This is a genomic window from Streptomyces apocyni (assembly GCF_009739465.1).
In the GTDB taxonomy this organism is placed as follows: domain Bacteria; phylum Actinomycetota; class Actinomycetes; order Streptomycetales; family Streptomycetaceae; genus Streptomyces; species Streptomyces apocyni.
Window position 1 is genome coordinate 283,432 of the sequence record NZ_WHOM01000040.1, and the last position, 22,298, is coordinate 305,729.

The 22,298-nt window shown below is 69.3% G+C and carries 18 protein-coding genes; 12 read left to right on the forward strand and 6 right to left on the reverse strand.

The window, feature by feature from the left end; genetic code table 11:
- Nucleotides 1-114 precede the first annotated feature (114 nt).
- The 4 genes from GCN81_RS08615 (at nt 115) to GCN81_RS08630 (ending at nt 6,967) form a co-directional block, all read left to right on the forward strand.
- On the forward strand, nt 115-1,368 hold the full coding sequence (locus GCN81_RS08615) for a glycosyltransferase (protein WP_156723319.1): 1,254 nt from the start codon (nt 115-117) through the stop codon (nt 1,366-1,368).
- Between the two features lie 137 nt (nt 1,369-1,505).
- Nucleotides 1,506-3,164: an ArnT family glycosyltransferase gene (locus GCN81_RS08620; protein WP_156723444.1), complete on the forward strand. Its 1,659-nt coding sequence runs from the start codon at nt 1,506-1,508 to the stop codon at nt 3,162-3,164.
- Entirely contained in the window at nt 3,161-4,423 is a 1,263-nt protein-coding gene (locus GCN81_RS08625) for a glycosyltransferase (RefSeq protein ID WP_156723321.1), read from the forward strand. The genes GCN81_RS08620 and GCN81_RS08625 overlap by 4 nt, the downstream gene beginning before the upstream one ends.
- 111 nt (nt 4,424-4,534) lie before the next feature.
- Nucleotides 4,535-6,967, forward strand: a complete 2,433-nt coding sequence (locus GCN81_RS08630) for a glyoxal oxidase (RefSeq protein WP_156723445.1) — start codon at nt 4,535-4,537, stop codon at nt 6,965-6,967.
- A 59-nt stretch (nt 6,968-7,026) separates the two neighbouring features.
- On the opposite strand, the gene trhA is transcribed toward GCN81_RS08630, so the two are convergent.
- On the reverse strand, nt 7,027-7,749 hold the full coding sequence (gene trhA / locus GCN81_RS08635) for a PAQR family membrane homeostasis protein TrhA (RefSeq protein ID WP_267904567.1): 723 nt from the start codon (nt 7,747-7,749) through the stop codon (nt 7,027-7,029).
- A 260-nt stretch (nt 7,750-8,009) separates the two neighbouring features.
- On the opposite strand from trhA, the gene GCN81_RS08640 reads away from it, so the two are divergent.
- The 3 genes from GCN81_RS08640 to GCN81_RS08650 all read left to right on the forward strand — a co-directional run bounded on the left by GCN81_RS08640 (nt 8,010) and on the right by GCN81_RS08650 (nt 11,212).
- Entirely contained in the window at nt 8,010-9,842 is a 1,833-nt protein-coding gene (locus GCN81_RS08640) for a phosphoenolpyruvate carboxykinase (GTP) (protein ID WP_197287531.1), read from the forward strand.
- A 127-nt stretch (nt 9,843-9,969) separates the two neighbouring features.
- Nucleotides 9,970-10,398: an SCO4983 family protein gene (locus GCN81_RS08645; RefSeq protein WP_156723325.1), complete on the forward strand. Its 429-nt coding sequence runs from the start codon at nt 9,970-9,972 to the stop codon at nt 10,396-10,398.
- A 139-nt stretch (nt 10,399-10,537) separates the two neighbouring features.
- The gene (locus GCN81_RS08650) at nt 10,538-11,212 is read left to right on the forward strand and encodes a DUF4142 domain-containing protein (protein WP_156723327.1); all 675 of its coding nucleotides are present in this window, start codon (nt 10,538-10,540) and stop codon (nt 11,210-11,212) included.
- A 41-nt stretch (nt 11,213-11,253) separates the two neighbouring features.
- Here GCN81_RS08650 and GCN81_RS08655 read toward each other — a convergent pair whose 3' ends face one another.
- The 3 genes from GCN81_RS08655 to GCN81_RS08665 all read right to left on the reverse strand — a co-directional run bounded on the left by GCN81_RS08655 (nt 11,254) and on the right by GCN81_RS08665 (nt 15,655).
- A complete protein-coding gene (locus tag GCN81_RS08655; RefSeq protein ID WP_156723329.1) occupies nt 11,254-12,465 on the reverse strand; it encodes a pyridoxal phosphate-dependent aminotransferase in 1,212 nt (403 codons plus the stop codon).
- Between the two features lie 259 nt (nt 12,466-12,724).
- A complete protein-coding gene (locus GCN81_RS08660) occupies nt 12,725-14,347 on the reverse strand; it encodes an N-acyl-D-amino-acid deacylase family protein (protein WP_156723331.1) in 1,623 nt (540 codons plus the stop codon).
- 18 nt (nt 14,348-14,365) lie between these two features.
- The gene (locus GCN81_RS08665) at nt 14,366-15,655 is read right to left on the reverse strand and encodes an amino acid deaminase (protein WP_156723332.1); all 1,290 of its coding nucleotides are present in this window, start codon (nt 15,653-15,655) and stop codon (nt 14,366-14,368) included.
- Between the two features lie 147 nt (nt 15,656-15,802).
- Here GCN81_RS08665 and GCN81_RS08670 point away from each other — a divergent pair, with 147 nt between their 5' ends.
- The 4 genes from GCN81_RS08670 (at nt 15,803) to GCN81_RS08685 (ending at nt 18,731) form a co-directional block, all read left to right on the forward strand.
- Nucleotides 15,803-16,948 (forward strand): sugar kinase, encoded by a 1,146-nt coding sequence (locus GCN81_RS08670; RefSeq protein WP_267904568.1) that lies wholly within the window; start codon nt 15,803-15,805, stop codon nt 16,946-16,948.
- The gene (locus tag GCN81_RS08675; protein ID WP_156723333.1) at nt 16,945-17,703 is read left to right on the forward strand and encodes an IclR family transcriptional regulator; all 759 of its coding nucleotides are present in this window, start codon (nt 16,945-16,947) and stop codon (nt 17,701-17,703) included. Before GCN81_RS08670 ends, GCN81_RS08675 begins: the two co-directional genes overlap by 4 nt.
- Before the next feature lie 20 nt (nt 17,704-17,723).
- Nucleotides 17,724-18,173 carry a RidA family protein gene (locus GCN81_RS08680; protein WP_156723335.1) on the forward strand — a complete coding sequence of 150 codons (450 nt, stop codon included), beginning with the start codon at nt 17,724-17,726 and terminating at the stop codon, nt 18,171-18,173.
- 144 nt (nt 18,174-18,317) lie between these two features.
- A complete protein-coding gene (locus GCN81_RS08685; RefSeq protein WP_156723337.1) occupies nt 18,318-18,731 on the forward strand; it encodes a hypothetical protein in 414 nt (137 codons plus the stop codon).
- Here the strand turns inward: GCN81_RS08685 and GCN81_RS08690 are convergent.
- Complete coding sequence (locus GCN81_RS08690; RefSeq protein WP_156723338.1) at nt 18,713-19,726, reverse strand: ArsR/SmtB family transcription factor; 1,014 nt, start codon at nt 19,724-19,726, stop codon at nt 18,713-18,715. The genes GCN81_RS08685 and GCN81_RS08690 overlap by 19 nt on opposite strands.
- 153 nt (nt 19,727-19,879) lie before the next feature.
- Here GCN81_RS08690 and GCN81_RS08695 point away from each other — a divergent pair, with 153 nt between their 5' ends.
- The gene (locus tag GCN81_RS08695; protein WP_197287532.1) at nt 19,880-20,416 is read left to right on the forward strand and encodes a hypothetical protein; all 537 of its coding nucleotides are present in this window, start codon (nt 19,880-19,882) and stop codon (nt 20,414-20,416) included.
- A 70-nt stretch (nt 20,417-20,486) separates the two neighbouring features.
- Here GCN81_RS08695 and GCN81_RS08700 read toward each other — a convergent pair whose 3' ends face one another.
- Entirely contained in the window at nt 20,487-22,190 is a 1,704-nt protein-coding gene (locus GCN81_RS08700; protein WP_156723342.1) for a chitinase, read from the reverse strand.
- Nucleotides 22,191-22,298: the final 108 nt, after the last annotated feature.

A 22,298-nucleotide genomic window follows, 5' to 3' on the forward strand; every position in this document is an offset into this window, starting at 1 on the left:
GCATTTCTCTGAATGCGGTCTGTGTGTCACATGATCCCCCTACCATCGGTGCAGTGATGGGGGTGGCGCGGCCGTCCGGCCGCGCATCAGGGGTCTGGGTCTGGGGGGACTCGGTTGTTCACGTCCGTACTGATTATTTGCGTTTCGCTGACGCTGTTCTGGATGGCGGCTTTCACGCTCTGGTGGCAGATGCATGCCTGGCGTACGCCCGAGACGCTGGCGGCGACCCGCTTCGAACCGCCCAGGGGAGGCGTCGGCCTCTCGTTCTCGCTGCTCGTACCGGCCCGGCACGAGCAGGCCGTACTCGACCACACGATCCAGCGGCTGCTGGAGTCCAGCCACGCCGCGTTCGAGATCATCGTCATCGTCGGTCACGACGACCCGGAGACCGCCGCCGTCGCCTTCGACGCGGCGGGCCGCGACCCACGGGTCCGGGTCGTCACCGACACCCATGACATCAAGAACAAACCCAAAGCGCTCAACACCGCGCTGCCCGAGTGCCGGGGCGACATCGTCGGCGTCTTCGACGCCGAGGACCAGGTCCACCCCGAGCTGCTCACCCATGTGGACCACGCCTTCCGCTCCACCGGCGCCCATGTCGTCCAGGGCGGGGTGCAGTTGATCAACTTCCACTCCAGCTGGTACAGCCTGCGCAACTGCCTGGAGTATTTCTTCTGGTTCCGCTCCCGGCTGCACCTGCACGCCCAGAAGGGGTTCATCCCGCTCGGCGGCAACACCGTCTTCGTCCGTACGGACGTACTCAGGGAAGCCGATGGCTGGGACCCCAACTGCCTCGCCGAGGACTGCGACTTGGGCGTACGGCTGTCCAGCACGGGCAAGCGCGTCGTCGTCGCGTACGACAGTGACATGGTCACCCGGGAGGAGACACCCGGCAGCCTGATATCCCTGCTCAAACAGCGAACCCGCTGGAACCAGGGCTTCCTTCAGGTCTACCGCAAGCACGACTGGAAACAACTCCCCGGCCGCGGCCAGCGGATGCTGGCCCGCTACACCCTGATGACGCCGTTTCTCCAGGCGTTCACGGGCGTGATCATCCCATTCAACATCGCGATCGCCCTCTTCCTCGACGTTCCCGTGGGCATCGCCTTCTTCACCTTCCTGCCGCTGGTCACCGCCATCATCACCTTCGTCTTCGAGGTGGTCGGACTCCACGACTTCGGCAAGCAGTACGGACTCCGCGTCCGGTTCGTGCACTACCTGAAGCTCATCATCGGCGGCCCCTTCTATCAGGTGCTCCTGGCCGGCGCGGCGATCCGCGCGGTCTGGCGGGAGCAGCGAGGCCGCAGCGAGTGGGAGCTGACCAGCCATGTAGGGGCACATCTCAGTCACGAGGAGACCGTTAGGTGACTTCCACCTTTCCCGCGGCGGGTACTTCCGGTGCCGCAGGGCAGCGTACGCGTGCGCCCGAACAGCCGGCGCCCCCGCGGCAGCGGAAGCCGTCCCACGACAGTCCGTCCCACGACAGCCCGACCCACGAAGCGTCACTGAGGCCCGGCGAGCCGCCCTCACCCGCCGAGCGACCCCCGGGCAAGTCCGCCAGGGCAGCCAAGCGCGTCCTCACCTCACGCCCCGTCATACGCTTCCGAAGCTCACCCCCCGACCTGCTGCTCTGCGCCGTCCTGGTCGCCGCGATCCTCCTCGTCCAGGGCTGGAACATCGCCGCCTACCCCACCCTGAGCGACGACGAGGGCACCTACCTCGCCCAGGCCTGGGCCGTCCAGCAGGGCGAGGGGCTCGCCCACTACACGTACTGGTACGACCATCCGCCGCTCGGCTGGATACAGATCGCGTTCCTCACCTGGATACCCGCGCAGCTCTCGCCCGACCTGATGACCGTCGGCACCATGCGGATCGCGATGCTGCTGGTCAGCGCCGCCAGCGCGGTCCTGCTGTATGTCCTGGCGCGCAGGCTGTGGCTGCCGCGCTGGGCGGCGGGCCTGGCCATGGCGCTCTTCGGGCTCTCGCCGCTCGCCGTCGTGCTACAGCGCGAGATCTTCCTCGACAACATCGCCGTGATGTGGATGCTGCTGGCGTTCTGCCTCGCGGCCTCGCCTAACCGGCACCTGTGGCACCACATCGCGGCCGGAATGGTCGCCGCGGTCAGCGTGCTCACCAAAGAGACCATGCTGATCGTGCTGCCCGCGCTCCTGGTGACCATGTGGCGGCACAGCCACCACGACACCAGGAAGTTCGCCGTCACCGGCGCGATCACGTCGTGCGCGCTCATCGGCATCGGCTATCCGCTGTACGCCCTGCTCAACGGCGAGTTGTGGTCGGGCGACGGGCATGTCTCCCTGTGGGACGGCATCACGTACCAGATGACCCGGCCCGGATCGGGCTTCATCCTGGACGAGGGCTCCGGCTCGCACGGCGTCCTGGACGCCTGGCTGTACTACGACCGCATCCTGCCACTGGGCGGACTCGCCGGGGCGCTGCTCCTGCTGCTCGCACTGCGCTGGTCGGTCACCGCGCGGGCGCTGGCCGGGCCCGCGCTCGTGGTGGCGGTGCTGGCGCTGGTCGCGATGCGCCCCTCGGGCTATCTGCCCGCGATGTACATCATCCAGGCGCTGCCGTTCCTCGCGCTGGTGCTGGCCGGTGCCGCCGCCAGCGTGTCGCACGGCATCCTGCGACGGCTGCGCGCCCCCGGCGAACGGCGCTGGTTCACCGGCCTGCGCTGGGCCCTCGCGCTGTCCCTGGCGGGCCTCGCGCTCGTGTACGCGGCGCCGCGCTGGTACGACGGCAACCGCACCGCGATGACCGTGGACGCCAACGGCCCCTACCGCGCGGCCGCCGCCTGGATGGAGACCGAGGTCGAGGACCCGGCCGACACGCGGGTGCTCGTCGACGACGCGCTCTGGCTCGACCTGGTGCACGCGGGCTACGAGCCAGGACCCGGCGCGATCTGGTTCTACAAGGCGGACCTCGACCCGGCGGTGACCAAGACGCTGCCGCGCGGCTGGCGGGACATCGACTACGTCGTGTCGTCGCCGACCGTACGACGTGACTCGCCCGATCTGGCCACGGTCAGCGCCGCGCTCAAGCACTCCACGCCCGTCGCGGTCTTCGGCGAGGGCCCGGACCGCATAGAGATCCGGAAGGTCGAAACCCAGAAGGTCGACGACGAGACCGAGGGACGCCGATGACCATCGTGCCCACGCCCGCGGAGAACGCGCTCGGCGCGCTACCGGACGCGACGCTGCCGGACGTACCCGAACCCGGCGCCGTCACCGTGATCATCCCCACCTTCAACGAGTCAGCGAACGTCGCGGAGCTGCTCCGCCAGATCACCGAGTCCGTCCCGGCCCGGCTGCCCTGTGAGGTCGTCTTCGTCGACGACTCCACGGACGACACCCCGCAGCGCGTTCAGGAGGCCGCCCGTACCTGCCCGTTCCCCGTCACCGTCATCCACCGGGAGCACCCCGAAGGCGGGCTCGGCGGCGCGGTCGTGGAGGGGCTGAAGGCGGCGACCTCCGAGTGGATCGTCGTGATGGACGCCGATCTCCAGCATCCGCCGTCCCTGGTACCGGAGTTGGTGGCGACCGGCGAGGAACGCGGTGCCGATCTCGTCGTCGCCAGCCGCTACACCAAGGGCGGCAGCCGGGCCGGACTGGCGGGCGGCTACCGCATCGCGGTCTCGCGCGGGGCCACGTACCTCACCAAAAGCCTCTTCCCGCGCGCGCTGCGCGGCATCAGCGACCCGATGAGCGGCTTCTTCGCGATCCGCCGGGGCGTGGTGACCGCCGACGCGCTCAAGCCCCTGGGCTACAAGATCCTGCTGGAACTCGCCGTGCGCTGCCGCCCCGGCGCGGTCGCCGAGGTGCCCTTCGTCTTCCAGGACCGGTACGCGGGCGAGTCCAAGTCAACCGCGAAGGAAGGCCTGCGCTTCCTCCGCCACCTGGTGGAGCTGCGGACGGCGTCGCCGCTCGCCCGCATGGTGGCCTTCGGACTGATCGGCGTCACCGGCTTCGTACCGAACCTGGCCGCGCTCTACGCGCTCACCCAGGCCGGGATGCACTACCTCCCGGCCGAGTTGCTCGCCAACCAACTGGGCGTGGCCTGGAACTTCCTGCTGATCGAGATCCTGCTGTTCCGCGACCGGCGTCGGCACCGGCACTGGGCGGACCGGACCGCGCGCTTCGCGCTCCTCGCCAACGCCGATCTCGTCCTGCGCCTCCCGCTGATCGCCCTGCTGGTCGGGGTGTGGGGAATCTCCGTACTGCCCGCGACGGCGATCGCCCTGCTCACCACCTTCGTGCTGCGGTTCGCGGCGACGGAGGCGCTGATCTACCTGCCGCGCACGCGCCGTAAGAGCCGCCGTGGCACCACGAGCGCAACACCAGCTACACCCGTCACAGCGGCTGCATCCGCAGTCCCCGCTACAGCAGCAAGAAGAAAGACGTAACGCGCACCACAAGGGGGGTAACACCCAGTGAGTCCGAGCCGCGCACCCCAACGCCCCATACCTCGACGATCTCGAAGTAGGTTCCGCACCGCCCTGCTCGCGGTCGCCGTACTGACCGGTGGCCTGCTGATCTCCGTACCGCAGCAGCAGGCGGCAGCCGCCCCGAACCTCATCAAGAACCCCGGCTTCGAGACCCCCGGGGCCGACGCCGGTGACATGCCCGAGTGCTGGTCCCAGGAGGGCTGGGGCGACAACGACTTCGACTTCGCCGTCGTCGAGGACGCGCACTCCGGCACCAAGGCCATGAAGGTCGAGTTGACCCGCCGCGTTGACGGCGACCGCAAGGCGATGATCACGGGCTCCGAAGCGTGTGCGCCGCAGGTGACCGAGGACGTCCAGTACGACCTGTCCCTCTGGTACAAGTCGACGACCCCGGACACCTCGGTCACCCTCTTCCGTAAGGACGCGACGGACGGCTGGGGTTACTGGACGGACCTCAAGACCCTGCCCCTGAGCGAGGGTTACGCCGAGACCTCGGTGCGTACGCCGCCGATTCCCCCCGGCACCACCCAAATCACCTGGGGCGTCTCGGTCTACGGCATCGGCTCCGTCACCACGGACGACTACGTGATGGAGGAGGTCGAGGCACCCGCGCCCCCGGTCGACTGTGACGAGACCCCCGAGGAGTGCGCGGGCGGCACCTGGGAGGTGCTGCCCATCAAGAACCCGGTGCGCTCCATGCACTCGGTCGTGCTGCACAACGGCAAGGTCCTGCTGATCGCGGGCTCGGGCAACGACCCGACGCGCTTCGAGGCGGGCACCTTCGACACGGTGGTGTATGACCCCGAGGACGGCTCGTACACGGACGTGGACACACCGGCCGACATGTTCTGCGCGGGCCATGTGCAGTTGTCCGACGGCAAGGTGCTGGTGATGAGCGGTACCAAGGGCTACGAGGAGCCCGGCACCGGCGTGGGATACCAGGGCTACAAGGACTCGTACATCTTCGACCCGGAGACCGAGGCCTACACCAAGACCAACGACATGAACGACGGCCACTGGTATCCGTCGGCCACCCTCATGGGCAACGGTGACGTGCTGTCCTTCGGCGGTCTGCGGGAGGACTCGTCGGGCTCGGTGACGGCCGATCGCTGGTCGGCGGAGGAGAACCGCTGGCTGTCGATGAACGAGGTCAACCAGACGTGGTCGTTCTGGGGCCTGTACCCGGCGATGCACCTGATGCAGGACGGGCGGCTCTTCTACTCGGGCAGCCACGTTTTCGGCAACGGCCTCCCGGGCACCGGCGCGTCCATCTACGACTACGACGCGAACACCATCACCGACGTACCCGGCCTCCAGCGCAAGGACGAGCGGGACCAGTCGGCGAGCGTGCTGCTGCCTCCGGCGCAGGACCAGAAGGTCATGATCATGGGGGGCGGCAACAACGCGAGCAACCCCGAGGCTAACCGGCTGACCGACATCATCGACCTGAAGGAAGCCAACCCCGCCTACCGCAACGGCCCGTTGCTCCCGCAGGGCAAGGTCGACCAGGGCGACGGCCCGGTGGCTCAGAGCGGTGACCAGGGCAAGATGTACGTGTCGGCGGTGCTGCTGCCCGACGGTAACGTCCTGGAGACCGGTGGCGCCCTGCACGACCGCGCCGACCCGGTCTACTCGGCCTCGCTCTTCGACCCGCAGACGGAGACCTTCGCGAAGGTGCCCGCCGACCCGGAGCCGCGCGGCTACCACTCCTCGGCGTTCCTGCTGCCCGACGGCCGGGTGATGACCAACGGCGACAACCCGGGCAACGGCTCCTGGAACCACAACGTGTCCGTCTACACCCCGCCGTACCTCCTCAAGGGCGACCGCCCGGAGATCACCTCACTCATCAACAACGAGTGGAAGTACGGCGACACCCAGCGCATCACGGTCGACCGGCCCATCGTCAAGGCGTCGCTGATCAAGCCCGCGGCCGTGACGCATTCCTCCGACCCCAACCAGCGCTACGTGGACCTGCCGCTCACGGTCGACGGCAACAACATCGACCTGAACGTGACGACGAACCCGAACATCGCCCCGCCCGGCTGGTACATGCTCTTCGCGGTGGACGCGAACGGTGTCCCGTCCGTGGCGGAGTGGGTCAAGCTGGGTGGCCCGGCGGCCCTGGAGGTGTCCTCGTCGCACGTCCACGACTTCGCGGGGTCCCCGGAGATGTCGGCGAAGACGCTGCCGGAGAAGCGCGAGTCGGCGCCGGTGAGTCCGACGCTCTCGGGGTGCGACCGGCACTACGGGACCGCCAACGTCTGCGTACCGACGGCCTTCCCGAAGTCCGTCGCCGCGACGACGGCGGCGCGCTGTGAGTGGCTCGACAAGCACGACTACGGGCGCTTGAAGGTCAACGGCAAGGAGGACCCGCTGAAGCTGGACCCGAATGGCGACGGCAAGGCCTGCACGAAGGCCGACCTGAAGCAGAAGCCGGAGAAGCCACAGAAGCCGGGGAAGCCAGAGAAGCCAGAGAAGCCAGAGAAGGAGCGCACGCGCTAGTCAATACGCGCTAGCCAGTACAGGCACCATCACCTGAGCCGCGGCCCGAGCGCCGCGGCTCAGGCGTGCTGGTACGCCACCAGCGAGATCCCCACGTAGTGCACGATGAACGCGGCGAGCGTGAACGAGTGGAACACCTCATGGAAGCCGAACCACCGCGGCGACGGGTTCGGCTTCTTGAGCCCGTAGATCACCCCGCCCGCGCTGTAGAGCAACCCGCCGACGATCACGCAGACGAGTACGGCGACCCCGCCGACCCGAAGGAAGTCGGGCAGGAAGAAGACCGCGGCCCAGCCCATCGCGATATAGCAGGGCGTGTAGAGCCAGCGCGGCGCGCCGACCCAGAAGACCCGGAACGCGATTCCGGCCACCGCTGCCGCCCAGACCGCCCACAGCAGTACTCGTCCGGTGGAATCGGGGAGAAGGAGCAGCGTCAGCGGGGTATAAGTGCCCGCGATGATCAGGAAGATATTGGCATGGTCGAGCCGACGCAGCACGGCCTCACCGCGCGGGCCCCAGGTGCCGCGATGGTAGATCGCGCTGATACCGAAGAGCAGGCATGCGGTCAGGACGTAGATCCCGCAGGCTATCCGGGCCCGGGTGGAGTCCGTGAAGACGATCAGGGCCAGCCCTGAGACCAGCACCGCGGGGAACATCCCGGCGTGCAGCCACCCCCTCAGCCGGGGTTTGACGAAGTGCGGGGCCGGGCTTGAGGAAGGTGGGGAAAGTGGGGAAGGTGCCTCGGCCGCGACGGTCGGGACATCGGCCTCGCGAGAAGTCATGGCGCTAATGGTAGCTACGGCTCCGTAGGTCACGGGACGTAAGTGGCTACGCTCACATGTGATGCCCCCTGGACAGATGGGCGCGGCCGTCGGATGATCAAATGAGTGAGGTCGACACCGGATGAGCGCCCTGAAGCACCGCAGCGAAGCATCCGGGTCGCGGCCCCCATGGGGCACCCGTCAGTAGATACGGACATCATGGACAACGTGAACAGCGTGGACAGGCTGTCCGTCCAACACACCCTCATACAGGAGCGATCGTGGCGCGCGACGCTGTGCTTCCCACCCACCACCAAGAGCTGATCTCCTGGGTCAACGAGATCGCCGAGCTCACTCAGCCGGACCGCGTGGTCTGGTGTGACGGCTCGGAGGCGGAGTATGAGCGCCTGGCCGACGAGCTGGTCGCCAAGGGCACCTTCAAGAAGCTGGACCCGATCAAGCGCCCGAACTCCTATTACGCGGCGTCCGACCCGTCCGATGTGGCGCGCGTCGAGGACCGTACCTTCATCTGCTCCGAGAAGGAGGAGGACGCGGGCCCGACCAACCACTGGAAGGCCCCCGCCGAGATGCGGGCCATCTTTACGGGCAGGGACGGGCAGGGCGGCGTCTTCCGCGGGTCGATGCGCGGCCGCACGATGTACGTCGTCCCGTTCTGCATGGGCCCGGTCGGCTCCCCGCTCTCCGCGATCGGCGTCGAGATCACCGACTCCGCGTACGTCGCCGTCTCGATGCGCACCATGACCCGGATGGGCCAGGCGGTCCTGGACGAGCTGGGCAGTGACGGCTTCTTCGTCAAGGCCGTCCACTCCCTCGGCGCCCCGCTCGCCGAAGGTGAGGCGGACGTCCCGTGGCCGTGCAACACCACCAAGTACATCTCGCACTTCCCCGAGTCGCGCGAGATCTGGTCGTACGGCTCCGGCTACGGCGGCAATGCCCTGCTGGGCAAGAAGTGCTACGCGCTGCGGATCGCCTCGGTCATGGCCCGCGACGAGGGCTGGCTGGCCGAGCACATGCTGATCCTGAAGCTGACGCCGCCGCAGGGTGAGTCGAAGTACGTCGCCGCGGCCTTCCCCTCCGCCTGCGGCAAGACCAACCTCGCCATGCTGGAGCCGACCATCTCTGGCTGGACGGTCGAGACCATCGGCGACGACATCGCCTGGATGCGCTTCGGCGAGGACGGCCGTCTGTACGCGATCAACCCCGAGGCGGGCTTCTTCGGCGTCGCGCCCGGCACCGGCGAGGACACTAACGCCAACGCCATGAAAACCCTGTGGGGCAACTCCGTCTTCACCAATGTCGCGCTCACCGACGACGGCGACGTCTGGTGGGAGGGCATGACCAAGGAGAAGCCCGCGCACCTCACGGACTGGAAGGGCAACGACTGGACTCCCGAGTCCGGCACCCCGGCCGCCCACCCGAACGCGCGCTTCGCCGTCCCCGCCTCGCAGTGCCCGATCATCGCGCCCGAGTGGGAGGACCCCAAGGGCGTCCCGATCTCCGCGATCCTCTTCGGTGGGCGTCGCGCCTCCGCCGTCCCGCTGGTCACCGAGTCCTTCGACTGGAACCACGGCGTCTTCCTCGGCGCCAACGTGGCCAGCGAGAAGACCGCGGCCGCCGAAGGCAAGGTCGGTGAGCTGCGCCGGGACCCGTTCGCGATGCTGCCGTTCTGCGGCTACAACATGGGCGACTACATGGCCCACTGGATCAAGGTAGGGGCCACGGCGACATCCAAGGGGGACCAGTCCAAGCTCCCGAAGATCTACTACGTCAACTGGTTCCGCAAGAACGACGCGGGTGAGTTCGTCTGGCCCGGCTTCGGTGAGAACAGCCGCGTCCTGAAGTGGATCGTCGAGCGCCTGGACGGCCGCGCCGAGGGCGTCGAGACCCCCATCGGCGTACTGCCGACCAAGGAGGCCCTCGACACGGACGGTCTGGAACTCTCCGACTCCGACGTGGACTTCCTGCTGACGGTCGACAAGGAGGTCTGGCGCGAGGAGGCCGCCCTGGTCCCCGAGCACCTCAACACGTTCGGTGACCACACGCCGACGGAGCTGTGGGACGAGTACCGCGCGCTGGTGAAGCGTCTGGGCTGAGCCCGCGAGATCCGCGCCCGCCCGCATCAGTAGATGGGGGCGGGCGCGGACGCACTACCGGACCCGACTCAACTTTAGACCAAATCTAATGTAGGATGGCCTCATCGCATCATCAGGAGGCCGTCCCATGTACGAACCGATCCGCACCAAGTCGGTCCACAAGGCGACCGGCGCCTATCCGCACCGCTCCCGCGAGGAGGAGCTGGACATCCAGCTCGCCGGTCACCTCTCCGCTCTGCTCGCCCTCACCGACGAGCTGCGCACCCTCACCACGGACGCCGACCGCGCCGCGGACCTGACTGCCGCCGTCGAGCGGCTGGCCCAGCAGGTCGCCCGGCTGCGCGGCGGAGTGCCTCCCGTACGGGCGGCCGTCGCCGCCGCCGTCCACGAGCCGCACATCGCGTCCCTGCACCAGCGTGCCCACGCACTCGCGGGCCGGGCCCTGGTCGTCGCCGCGTCCCGCGCGGACACCTCCGCCGCGATCCTCGCGGCCGAACGGATGGACGCGCACGAGGCGGCCATCGGCTCGGCGAGGGAACTCACCGGCGCCCACTGAGCGGCTCCGGTCCGCGCTGGCCTCGTAGCCGCGCGGACCGGGTGCCATCTTCACTGCGCTGCACTTCACTTCACTGAACTTCACGGAACTTTACGGAACTTCAGTGAACACGCGTCGCGCCGCGCACGTACGTCACACCATGAACTCACATGCGCGAAGCCTCACTTCCCGGTATCCACGCAGTCTGATCATCGCCGCCCTACTGGCACTCGTCACCGCACTCGCCGCCGCGTCCCTGTGGGCCACGCGCGGCAGCGCCAACGCGGCGGAGCCCATAGGCTCCAACTTCCCCAGCGCACCGCCCGTCGCACCCGGTGGGGAGGTGACCACGGCCGGAGAGATCAGCGAGCTGGACAAGACCCTGTTGCGCAAGGTGCGGCAGGCCAACCTCTGGGAGGCGCCAGCCGGACGCCTCGCCCAGACCCACGCGTCGAGCGAAGCGGTCAAACGCGCCGGGGTCCACCTGATGGAGGGGCACAGCAAGCTGGACTCGATGGTCCGCGAGGCCGCCCAGACCCTGAACGTGGACATCCCCGACGAGGCGACACCCGAGCAACTGGCCCTCGTACGCAAGCTACAGAACTCCAGCGGCGCTGAGTTCGACAAGCTCTTCGCCAACGCGGTGCGCGCCCCGCACGGCAAGGTGTTCCCCGTCATCGCGCAGGTCCGCGCCACCACCAAGAACTCGGTGATCCGCGCATTCGCCAGCCAGGCCAACATCACCGTGCTCGATCACCAGAATGTCCTGGACGAGACGGGCCTGGTCACCCAGGAGACCTACGACGAGATCGCCGCGGCCGTCGTCCCGCAGTGACCCACCCGCCCGCGCACCGACGTCACCGTGTACCGGCACCGCTACGGCTGGCTGTACCCGTCCAGGAAGGTCCCGATCCGGGTGACCGCGTCCGCGAGGTCACTGGCCTGGGGCAGCGTCACGATCCGGAAGTGATCGGGCTCGGGCCAGTTGAACCCGGTGCCGTGCACCACCATGATCTTCTCCTCGCGCAGCAGGTCGAGCACCAGCTGCCGGTCGTCCTTGACCTTGAAGACCTTGGGGTCGAGCCGCGGGAAGAGATACAGCGCGCCCTTCGGCTTGACGCAGCTCACGCCCGGGATCTGGGTCAGCAGCTCGTACGCGGTGTTCCGCTGCTCCAGCAGCCGCCCCCCGGGCAGCACCAGATCGTTGATCGTCTGGCGGCCGGTGAGCGCCGCGACCACCCCGTGCTGGGCGGGCATGTTCGCGCACAAGCGCATATTGGCGAGGACGGTCAGCCCCTCGATGTACGAGGCGGCGCGGGCTCGCGGGCCGGAGATCACCATCCAGCCGGAGCGGTAGCCCGCGACGCGGTACGCCTTCGACATGCCGTTGAAGGTGAGCGTGAGCAGGTCCGGCGCCAGCGAGGCGGTCGGGGTGTGCGTCGTACCGTCGTAGAGGATCTTGTCGTAGATCTCGTCGGAGCAGACCAGGAGGTTGTGGCGGCGGGCGATGTCGGTCAGCCCGCGCAGCATCTCGTCGCTGTAGACGGCACCGGTCGGGTTGTTCGGGTTGATGATCACGATCGCCTTGGTGCGGTCGGTGACCTTCCGCTCCACATCGGCGAGGTCCGGCATCCAGTCCGACTGCTCGTCGCAGCGGTAGTGCACGGCGGTACCGCCGGACAGCGACACGGCCGCCGTCCACAGCGGATAGTCCGGCGCCGGTACGAGCACCTCGTCACCGTCGTCGAGCAGGCCCTGCATGGCCATCACGATCAGCTCGGACACGCCGTTGCCGACGAAGACGTTCTCGACGTCCGACTCCACGCCCAGGGTCTGGTAGTGCATGACCACCGCGCGCCGGGCCGCGAGCAGCCCCTTGGCGTCGCCGTAGCCGTGCGCGGACCCGAGGTTGCGCAGCATGTCCTCAAGGATCTCCGGCGGGCACTCGAAGCCGAAGGCCGCGGGGTTGCCGGTGTTCAGCTTGAGGATGCGATGACCTGCTGCCTCAAGCCGCATTGCCTCCTCGAGGACCGGGCCCCGGATCTCGTAACAGACATTGGCGAGCTTCGTTGACTGGATCACCTGCATACGCCAACTTTACGGGCGTGTTTCCTGGTGGCGCGCCGTGTTTATCGCCATACGGGTGCCGTGGCGCCGCCCGCCGGGCCGCCTCGTACCGGCCGCGCCTTCCATCACAATGCGGCCGTCGGCGCTCGCACGCGGAACGTAGGCGCGGATGGTGCGCCAGCTTGGAAGTGCCGACGCGACGGACGGCGACGGATGGCGACGTGAGGTGCGCCACCTGGGGGTGTGGTGGCCGGGCTGGGCGGCCGGGCGGCGGCGGCGATCAGTGCTTTGGCGGCGTACGGCGCACCGCGCGTCCCGCCAGGACGTCCGTACGCCGCCCGTCCGCGACCGCGAACCGCCCGTCGATCAGCACGTACGGAATGCCGACGGGCCCCGTACGCGGGGCGTCGAAGGTGGCTCCCGCCGCGACCGTGGCCGGGTCGAAGAGCACCAGATCGGCCCGGTACCCCTCCCGGACGAGACCCCGGTCGGGCAGCCGCAGCCGGGCGGCGGGCCGTCCGGTCAGATGAGCGACCGTCTCCTCCAGCGACAGCACGCCCAGGTCCCGCGCGTACCGGCCGAGATAGCGCGGGAACGTCCCGTACGCCCGGGGGTGTGGTTTTGCGCCCCGCAGAATCCCGTCCGACCCGCCGGTGTGCACGCGATGCCGCATGATCGCCCGCACGTTCTCCTCGTGCCCGACGTGCTGGAGGATCGTCACGCCGAGGCGGTCCTCGATCAACAGGCGCCGCGCGACGTCCCAGGGCGCTTCGGCGCGCCGGGCGGCGGCTTGCGCGATGGTCTCGCCGACGCACTCGGCAGCCAGCTCCGGGCGCTGCGTACCGGACACCTCGATGGTGTCCCACTCGATCGGCACTCCATGGCAGCCGTCGGAGCCCGTCACCTCCAGCTCGTACCGGATGCGCTCGGCGACCGCGCGGTCCCGCAGCCGCGCCAGCACCGCCTGCGGCCCGCCCTCGCTCGCCCAACTGGGCAGCATCGCGACAAGGGTGGTGCAGCCGGGTGTGTACGGGTAGGTGTCGAGCGAGATGTCGACTCCGTCGTCGAGCGCGGTGTCGATCAGCGCGAGCAGCTCGCCAGCCCGCCCCTCGTTCACACCGAAGTTCATGGTGGCGTGGGTGAGATGGAGCGCGCACCCCGCGTCGCGGGTGAGGCGCACCATCTCCGCGTACGCCTCCAACGCGCCCGCGCCGTACGACCGGTGGTGCGGGCTGTAGAACCCGCCGAACCGCGCCACCACCCGGCACAGTTCGCCGAGTTCGCCGTCGCCCGCGTACATCCCCGGCGGGTACGTCAGCCCCGACGAAAGCCCCACCGCGCCCTGCGCCATGCCGTCGGCGACCAACTCCCGCATCCGGTCCAGCTCCTGGCCGCTGGGGGGCCGGTCCTCCCACCCCATGGCGTACATCCGGACGGTGCCCTGCGGGATCAAGTACGCGGCGTTGACCGCGATGCCACGGTCCAGTCGGTCGAGGTACTCGCCGACGGTCCGCCAGTCGAAGTCGATGTCAGAACCGTCGCCGTTCCAGCCGGTGATGGTCTGGCGCACCTGGGCGAGGGTGCGGTCGTCCACGGGGGCGTACGAGAGCCCGTCCTGGCCGATGACCTCCAGGGTGACGCCCTGGGCGACCTTGGCGAGATGCTCCGGGTCGCGGAGCAGAGCGAGGTCGCTGTGGGCGTGCATGTCGATGAAGCCGGGGGAGAGGGCGAGGCCGGTGGCGTCCAGCGTGCGGCGCGCGGGCGCGCTGGGGCGGGGGCCGTCGCCCTCCCGGCGGAGCTCGGCGATCCGGCCGCCCGCCAGGGCGACGTCCGCGCGGTACGACGGCTCGCCGGTGCCGTCGATGACGCGGACATCGCGGATGACGAGGTCGGTGAGGCCCATGGGTGGTGTCACAGGCTCTCAGAAGTACGTACGGATGTAGTCCGCGACCGTCCCGTCCGCCTCCACCAGCGGAATCATCTGCCACTTGTCGAACGACGTACACGGGTGGGACAGTCCAAGGCCCACCCAGTCCCCGACCTCCAGATCGGCCCCCGGGTCCGTACGGAGCCACGCGTGCTGATCGGAGAGCCCGGTGACGGTGACGCCCGTCGCCTCGCGGACCTCGCCCGTACGGGCATCCCGTACGACTTGCGCCTCGGGCAGGTCGAGATCGTGGGCCGCGTCCCGCTTGCCCGCGTTGACGAACGCCTGCTCCGGCGTGGGCCGGGACACGACCTGCGCCCAGAGCCGGAAGGCGGGCTGCAACGCGCCCTCCGACGGCACCCGGTTGAAGGGGGTGAGGCGGCGGTACTGACCGTCGTCGTGCGAGACGTACGCCCCCGAGCGCAGCAACTTCAGTACAGGCGCGGAGAGTTCGGGGATCTCGGCGAACACCTCGGCGACCGCGTCGAACCACGCGCTGCCGCCCGCGCTGACCACGATCTCCCCGAGGTCGGCGAACCGCCCCTCCTTGTCGAGCGCCACGGCCAGCGCGGTGAGGCGGCGCAGATACGCCTCGACCCGCTCCGGGTGCTTCGGGTCGGCCTTCGGCACCTCGCCCTCGTACCCCGCGACCCCGACCAGTCGTAGCGTGTCCGCCGCCGCGACGGCGGCCGCGACCTCCAGGCACTCGGCCTCCGTACGGACTCCGGTACGCGCCCCGTCGCCCGCGCCCAGCTCGACCACGACGTCGACCGGACGGACCGCCTTGGCGTCGGCCAGCGCGGTGTGCATCAGCCGCACGCCCCGCACCGAGTCGACGTAACAGATGAACCGGAACTCCGGATCGGCCGCGAGCTCACCCGCGAGCCAGCGCAGCGCCACCGCGTCCACCAACTCGTTGGCGAGGAAGACCCGTTCGACACCGAACGCGCGGGCGACCCGTACCTGATGCGGCACGGCGACCGTGATCCCCCAGGCTCCGTACCGCACCTGGCGGTCGAAGAGCTGCGGCGCCATGGAGGTCTTGCCGTGCGGCGCGAAGGCGAGGCCGTGCCGCTCGGAGTACGTCTCCATGAGCGCCAGGTTGTGCTCGACGCGCTCGGCGGAGAGGGCCAGTACGGGCGTGGTGAAGCCGCCGGTGAAGAGGTTGCGGCGCTGCGCGGCCAGCTCGCCGACAGTCAGTCCGTCGGCGTCCGGTGGCAGCCCCTTGAAGCGGAAGTCGACGCGCTCACTGGCGAGTTCCGGGAATACCTCTGCTGCTGCCATGGGGCCTCCTCGTGCCGCCCTGCGCACCCGTTGCGTTCTGTGCAACACTCATTGCGCCTGTCGCTGACCCGTGTCTAACATCCGCCCCAACGCCGGGTCAACGGACCCTCGCCGCCGCACCGCGCACCCACGAGGAGTCAGCCGACCGTGACCGCGCCCCCGCTAGAACCACTGTCACCACTGTCGTCTCCCGACCTGGTCGAGGTCGTCGCACTCGGCGAGTCGATGGTCGCGTTCCACCCCGCGCCGGTGGGCGAGGTGGGCTGGCCGGGCCGTCTGGCTGACGTGGAGTCCTTCGTACGCGGCATCGGCGGCGCCGAGTCGAACGTCGCCTGCACCCTCGCCCGCGCCGGGCACCGGGTGCGGTGGCTGAGCCGGGTGGGCGCGGATGCCTTCGGTGACCACCTGCTCGCCGAGATCGCCGCGTGCGGTGTCGACACCTCCCGCGTCAGCCGCGACCCCACCCGCCCCACCGGCATCTACTTCCGCACCCCAGGCGCGCGAGAGCCCCAGGCCGAACCTCAGGCCGAGCCCCGCGCCGAACACAGCGCCGAGCCCCTCTCCGAGGTCGCCTACTACCGCGCGGGCTCCGCCGCGTCCGCCATGTCCCCGACGAACATGGCCCCCGCAGGCCCCGCCGACGGCCACGTACTCCACCTCACCGGCATCACGGCCGCCCTCTCCGCCGACTGCCTGAACCTGCTGCGGACCCTCACCACCCACCACCACCCCGGTGCGGGCCCGCACCGCCGCCGCCCCCACCTCTCTTTCGACGTCAACTACCGCCCATCTCTGTGGAGTTCGGGCCAGCCCGACCCCACCGTCCTGCTCACCCTCGCGCGCGCCAGCGACCTCGTCTTCGTGGGCGAGGACGAGGCGAAAGCGGCCTGGGGCATCACCGGCGGCCCCGAGGCCATCCGAGCGGCACTCCCCGAACCCGCGTCCCTCGTCGTGAAACAGTCGGCGGCAGGCGCGACCCTCTTCACTCGCGACGCGGACGGCCCGATACACGAACCCGCCCCGCGCGTCGACGTCGTCGCCTCGGTCGGCGCGGGCGACGCCTTCGCCGCGGGCTACCTCTCCGCCACCCTGCGCGGCCTCCCCGCCCGCCAGCGCCTACGCCACGGCCACCTGACGGCCGCCGCCGCCCTCACCGTCCCCGGCGACCTGGCCGTCCCGCCCACCCGCGCCACCGCGGACCGCCTGGCCGCGCTCCCACCCGACCGTTGGCGCGCCCTGCACCTCACACCCGGCTGGACGAAGGCAAAGGCAAAGGCAAAGGCCCCACGATGAGCCAGACCGTAGACCGCGCCCTGAGCATCCTCCCCCTGCTCGCCGAGGGCCCCGCCGACCTCGGCCAGGTCGCCACGCGCCTCGACGTACATAAATCAACAGCCCTCCGTCTCCTCCGCACCCTGCACGACCACGGCCTGGTCTACCGCCAGTCCGACCAGCGCTACCGCCTGGGCGCCCGCCTCTTCGCCCTCGCCCAGGAGGCCGCCGAGCACCTGGACGTACGCGAGATCGCCCACCCCCACCTGGTCGCCCTCAACGAGGCCTGCGGCCACACGGTGCACCTCGCCATCCACGAGGACAACGAGGTCCTCTACATCGACAAGGTGGAGAGCCGCTACCCGGTACGCATGTACTCGCGCATCGGCAAACCGGTAGCGATCACGGTCGCAGCGGTAGCCAAACTCCTCCTCGCCGACCTCTCCGAACCCGAACGCCGCGCCATCGCCGAACGCCTCGACTACCCCCGCTACACGCCCCGTTCGACCCCGAACGCCGAGGCGTATCTCAAGGAGCTGGCGACCGTACGGGAACAGGGCTGGGCCACCGACCTGGGCGGCCATGAGGAGTCGATCAACTGCGTCGGCGCCCCGATCCGCGGCACCGACGGCAGGTCGATAGCCGCGCTCTCGGTCTCCGCGCCCAATGTCGTCGTCACGGCGGAGGAACTCCTCACCCTCCTCCCGCTGGTACGCCGCACCGCCGAGGCCATCACCCGCGAGTACGCGGGCACCACGACCCCACCTGCCGCCTAGCCAAAGGAGCCCCCACCACCATGACCACCCCCAACACGACCCCCACGCCCAACTCCGCCCCCACCCCCAAGACGGCCCTCACACCCCCCACCCACACCACCCCACCCGCGAAGTTCTCCCACGGCGTGCGCAAGGGCAACATCCTCCAGGTAGCGGGCCAGGTCGGCTTCCTGCCCGCAACCGAGGGCCAGCCCCCCACCCCCGCGGGCCCGACCCTGCGCGAGCAAACCCTCCAGACGCTCGCCAACGTCAAGGCGATCCTCGAAGAGGGCGGCGCGACGTGGGACGACGTGATGATGGTGCGCATCTACCTCACCGACACCGCCCACTTCGCAGAGCTGAACCAGATCTACGACGAGTACCTCGCCGCCCAGAACCTCAAGGCGCCAGCCTCCGCCCGCACCACGGTCTATGTGGGCCTGCCCGCAGGCCTCCTGATCGAGATCGACGCGTTGGCCGTGCTCGACTGACATTGCGTTCGGCAATGCGTACGTGCGATCACCGCGCACATGTGTGCGGACGGGGAGGGGACGGCCGCGCCCGCTGAGCGGCGGTCGCGACTACGGGACTTCGTAGACGCGAACCGTCCCACCACCCCCGTACGATGTCCCGCCATGGACCAGCACCACCCCCCGCCCAGCCCAGGCTTCGGCCCCCCACCGCCCGGCTTCACGCCCCCGCCCCCACCCTCGTACGTGCCAGACGCCCAGGCCCCCGCCCCGTACCTCCCTGACCTGGGCGCGGGCCCGGCACCCTTCCCGGACTTCTTGGCCTCCGACCGGCACAGCGCGGTCGTCATCGATGAGGACGGTGCGCGTCTCGAGCAGCGTGGGCTGTCCATCGACTTCACCTGGGCGGAGATCCGCACCATCCACTACACCGGGCAGTTCGGCTGGCTCCTGGTGGGCGTCATGCACACCGACGGCAGGTTTTACGAGTGCCGGGTGCGCGCCACGCGGCAGGACCAGCTGCACGAGTGGCTCACCGAGATAGCCCCGGTGATCGGCTACTACTTGACGCCCGCGTGAGCTGAGTTCAGCAGCGTCATCCCCGCCGGCGTCGGCGTGTGCAGCGCCGTGTTGCGGTGGCGGGCTGTGCTGATGAGGTTGGCTGAGCGGAGGACCGTGGCGTGTTCGCTGGCGCTGGCCGGGGAGATGCCGACGTACTCGGCGAGCTCCGTGGTGGTGCAGCCGGGGCGGTCGGTGATGACGCAGAGGACCGTCGCGCGGGTCTTGCCGAGCAGCGCGGAGAGTGAGCGCGGGGCGGTCGTGAGGGTGGAGGCCGTCGTCACCGGGGTCAGTACCTGACGGTCGTCGATCCGGATCGGGTACGTCAGCCACGGCTGCGGCTCGGCGGAGTCGTGGATCACGGGGCACTCGGAGCCGAAGAGGGTGGGGATCAGGAGAAGCCCGCGTCCGTTCAGGTGCAGGTCGCCGCTGATGCAGGACGCCATGGTCAGTTCGAGTGTCGGCGCGTTCCAGCGGATGTACCGGGGGTTGAGTGCGGCCAGCGCCTGATCCATGCCGCCCTCGGCGAGGTGACGTACCCGCAGCGCGTGGTCGGCGTCGGCCAGTGAGACGATCTCGGACCAGTACGGGGCGATCACCTCGCGGTGCGCCCTCTCGACGGTGTCGATGACCCGTCGCCGTAGGTCCTCATCGCTCTCCAGGTGGCGTGTCCACGCTGGAACGGACTTCTGGTGGGCGGCCCAGAGGCTGAGCTCCTCGCGAATCTGCCAAGTGGGGGTGGCGCGCATCTTGTCGAGCAGGACCTCCGGATCGCCCTGGTCCACGGGCGTGAGGAAGTCCACCGACCAGCCCGTCGAGGGGATCAGCGGGAAGAGCATCCGGGTGTTCGGGGACAGCCGCGACAGCGCCGTACGCCTCCAGGCACCGAAACGCGCGGGATGACTGCGCTCCTGAAGCAACCGGATCGCGACCCCCAACTCCATCAGCGGCCTGGGGTCTTTGGCTATCCGGGTACGGGCCAGGTCCTGCGCGGTGAAGTGGATGCGGAGCGTCACAGTTCCGGATTCTCGCTGGTCCGCCGTCTTTCGGGCTACGCCGAAACAGGTCGATGTGCAGCTGAGAGCGTCGGAAGCTAGCCAGGCGTCGGCGAGCACGGGGGTCTCGCCGGCGCACTCCACCTGCCCCGCGGGAGGCGAGGGGCGAGGGGCGTGGGGCGAGGTCGTAGGGTCTGGCTGGTGAATGACATAGGTGGTGACGATTACGAGCCGGTTTTCAAGCACGGGAAGTACAACCCCGCGAACCCCATCGGCCTTGCTCTCATTGTGGGCACGCTGCTGTTCGTCGCCGGTGGGATGTACTTGCTCCACCACCCGGACCTCCTCGACCGCTCGAAGGAGTGGGACGGCGGTGAACTGCGGTCCGCCGTGTCTGCGGCGACCGATGAGCTGTCGCGCGAGGCGATGTTCGGTCCCGGTGCCATCGGGGGCTACGAAGGCATCCTGCGGTCCAGCATCGCGGCACACGGTGACGGTGGTGCCAAAGACAGGTTGACCGTCAGGCTTGCCTCGGAGCGGCCGGAGTCAGCCGGGTACGACGGAGGTTCCGAGCAGGCTGACTACACGGTCACCGCGGAGGGGACCGATGACGCCTTCTGCCTTGGCGTGTACGCCATGAAGCGTGAGCGGGCGCTGGGTTACGACTTCGTCGATATCTCCGTCGATGACGGTGCGTGCCCTGCCTCCTGACCTCGTGCGCGCAGCGCCGCCGGGGGAGCGGCGGCGCTGCGGGATTGGAGGGTGGGGTTGGGGGGTGGGGTTAGGGGAGGTTGTGGACGTGGGGGCCTACTGTGCGGGACCAGGCGTTGCCCGCCGTGGCGTCCCAGTTGGTGGACCAGGTCATGGCGCCTCGGAGGTCGGGGTAGGTGCGGGAGGGTTTGAAGGTGCCGCAGCGGGTGCCCTTGGTGAGGCAGTCGAGGGCCGCGGTTACCACCGACGGGTCGACGTAGCCGCTGCCCGCGCCGCGCGTTGAGGCCGGGGTGCCGAGGCCTACCTGGGAGGCGTCCAGGCCGCCTTCCAGTTGGATGCAGGCCAGAGCGGTGAGGAAGTCCACCGAGCCCTGGGAGTAGACCTTGCCGTCGCAGCCGAGCATCGAACCGCTGTTGTAGTACTGCATGTTGACGACGGTCAGGATGTCCTTCACGTTGAGTGCCGTCTTGAAGTACTCCGTTGATGTGGACTGCATGTCGAGGGTCTGGGGGGCCATCGTCAGGACGAGGTCGGGGCCTGCCAGGTTGGACAGTTGGCGCAGGGCCTTGGTGAGGTAGGTGGAGTTGATGCCGTGTTCCAGGTCGATGTCGACTCCGTCGAAGCCGTACTCGCGCATCAGGGCGTGCGTGCTCGTCGCGAAGGCGGTGGCGGAGGCGTCGCTGTTGATGGTGACGTTGCCCCTTTCGCCGCCCACCGAGATGATCACGGCCTTGCCCGCGTTCCGCTTCGCCTGGATGTCCGACTTGAAGTCGGCGACGGAGCCGTAGCCGATGGCGGGGTCGAGGTTGAAGGTGATCTCGCCTGGTGTGGCCGTTGAGTCGGCGAAGGACACCGCGATGATGTCGTACGCGTCCTGGACGTCTCGGATCTTCTGGATGGTCGCGCCGTTGTCGAAGTTGTGCCAGTAGCCGGTTACGGCGTGCTTGGGTACGGGGCCGCCGTCGCCGCCACCCGACGGACGTGTCCGTGCGGTCAGCGGTGCTGACTTGGCGGACTCGCCCGCCGCGTTGACCGCGCTGACCTGGAAGGCGTACGAGGTGTCGGCGGCCAGGCCGGTCGCGGTCGCCGACGCTCCGGTCGCGGTGAGGACCCTGGTGCCGTCCTGGTAGAGGTGGTATGCGGTCGCGTGGGCGACTGGCGTCCAGGACAGGTCGATTGAGGTGGTCGTGGTGGAGCCCGCCGTGAGGTTGGTGGGGGTGGCCGGGATCTCCGGGTCGTCGTCTCCGCCGCCTCCGCCGTCCGGGCCGAACACGGAGACGTCGTCAGCGAAGTAGGCGGGCTGGGCGTACCAGCCGTGCAGGTAGACCGTGACCGAGGTGGTGGACGGGCCGGTGGTGAAGGACGTGGTGAGCTGCTTCCAGGTCCCGGAGTCGGGGGTCCAGGTGGACACGTCCGTCGTTCCGGTGCCCCGCGCGCCCAGATAGGCGTAGCCGCCCTGGACCCAGGCGCTCATCGCGTACGTGGAGTTGGGCTGGACGGCGACGGTCTGGGTGCACTCGGCGTTCTGCTGCCCGGACGGGGTGGCCTTCAGCGCGGTGGCGCCTCCGTGTACGGGGGAGGTGGCGGTGGCTCCGCTGCCCCCGGCGCAGGTCCAGTGTGCGAGGCCTGCTTCGAAGCCCGCGTTCTTTACGACGTTGATGTCGGCGGAGGCGGAGGCGGAGGCGGTGGTGTTGGTGTTGGCCTTCGAGACGGGGGCGGCTGACCGGGCGTCCGTTGCCAGGCCAGTGAGGATGAGTGCCGTCGCGGTGCCCATGGCGGCCAGTGCGCTGGGCCACGGTCTTCTGAGAGTGGGGGAGAAGCGGTGGTGGTGCACGGCTGCCTCCAGATGTGGGGGGTGGCGGTAATGGAGGGTGTGCCGCTG

Excerpts from the sequence above, each read along its gene's own strand:
- GCN81_RS08625 (WP_156723321.1), top strand. The coding sequence starts at position 3,161 with ATGACCATCGTGCCCACGCCCGCGGAGAACGCGCTCGGCGCGCTACCG.
- trhA (WP_267904567.1), bottom strand. The coding sequence starts at position 7,749 with ATGACTTCTCGCGAGGCCGATGTCCCGACCGTCGCGGCCGAGGCACCT.
- GCN81_RS08645 (WP_156723325.1), top strand. The coding sequence starts at position 9,970 with ATGTACGAACCGATCCGCACCAAGTCGGTCCACAAGGCGACCGGCGCC.
- GCN81_RS08650 (WP_156723327.1), top strand. The coding sequence starts at position 10,538 with ATGAACTCACATGCGCGAAGCCTCACTTCCCGGTATCCACGCAGTCTG.
- GCN81_RS08655 (WP_156723329.1), bottom strand. The coding sequence starts at position 12,465 with ATGCAGGTGATCCAGTCAACGAAGCTCGCCAATGTCTGTTACGAGATC.
- GCN81_RS08660 (WP_156723331.1), bottom strand. The coding sequence starts at position 14,347 with ATGGGCCTCACCGACCTCGTCATCCGCGATGTCCGCGTCATCGACGGC.
- GCN81_RS08665 (WP_156723332.1), bottom strand. The coding sequence starts at position 15,655 with ATGGCAGCAGCAGAGGTATTCCCGGAACTCGCCAGTGAGCGCGTCGAC.
- GCN81_RS08675 (WP_156723333.1), top strand. The coding sequence starts at position 16,945 with ATGAGCCAGACCGTAGACCGCGCCCTGAGCATCCTCCCCCTGCTCGCC.
- GCN81_RS08680 (WP_156723335.1), top strand. The coding sequence starts at position 17,724 with ATGACCACCCCCAACACGACCCCCACGCCCAACTCCGCCCCCACCCCC.
- GCN81_RS08685 (WP_156723337.1), top strand. The coding sequence starts at position 18,318 with ATGGACCAGCACCACCCCCCGCCCAGCCCAGGCTTCGGCCCCCCACCG.
- GCN81_RS08700 (WP_156723342.1), bottom strand. The coding sequence starts at position 22,190 with ATGGGCACCGCGACGGCACTCATCCTCACTGGCCTGGCAACGGACGCC.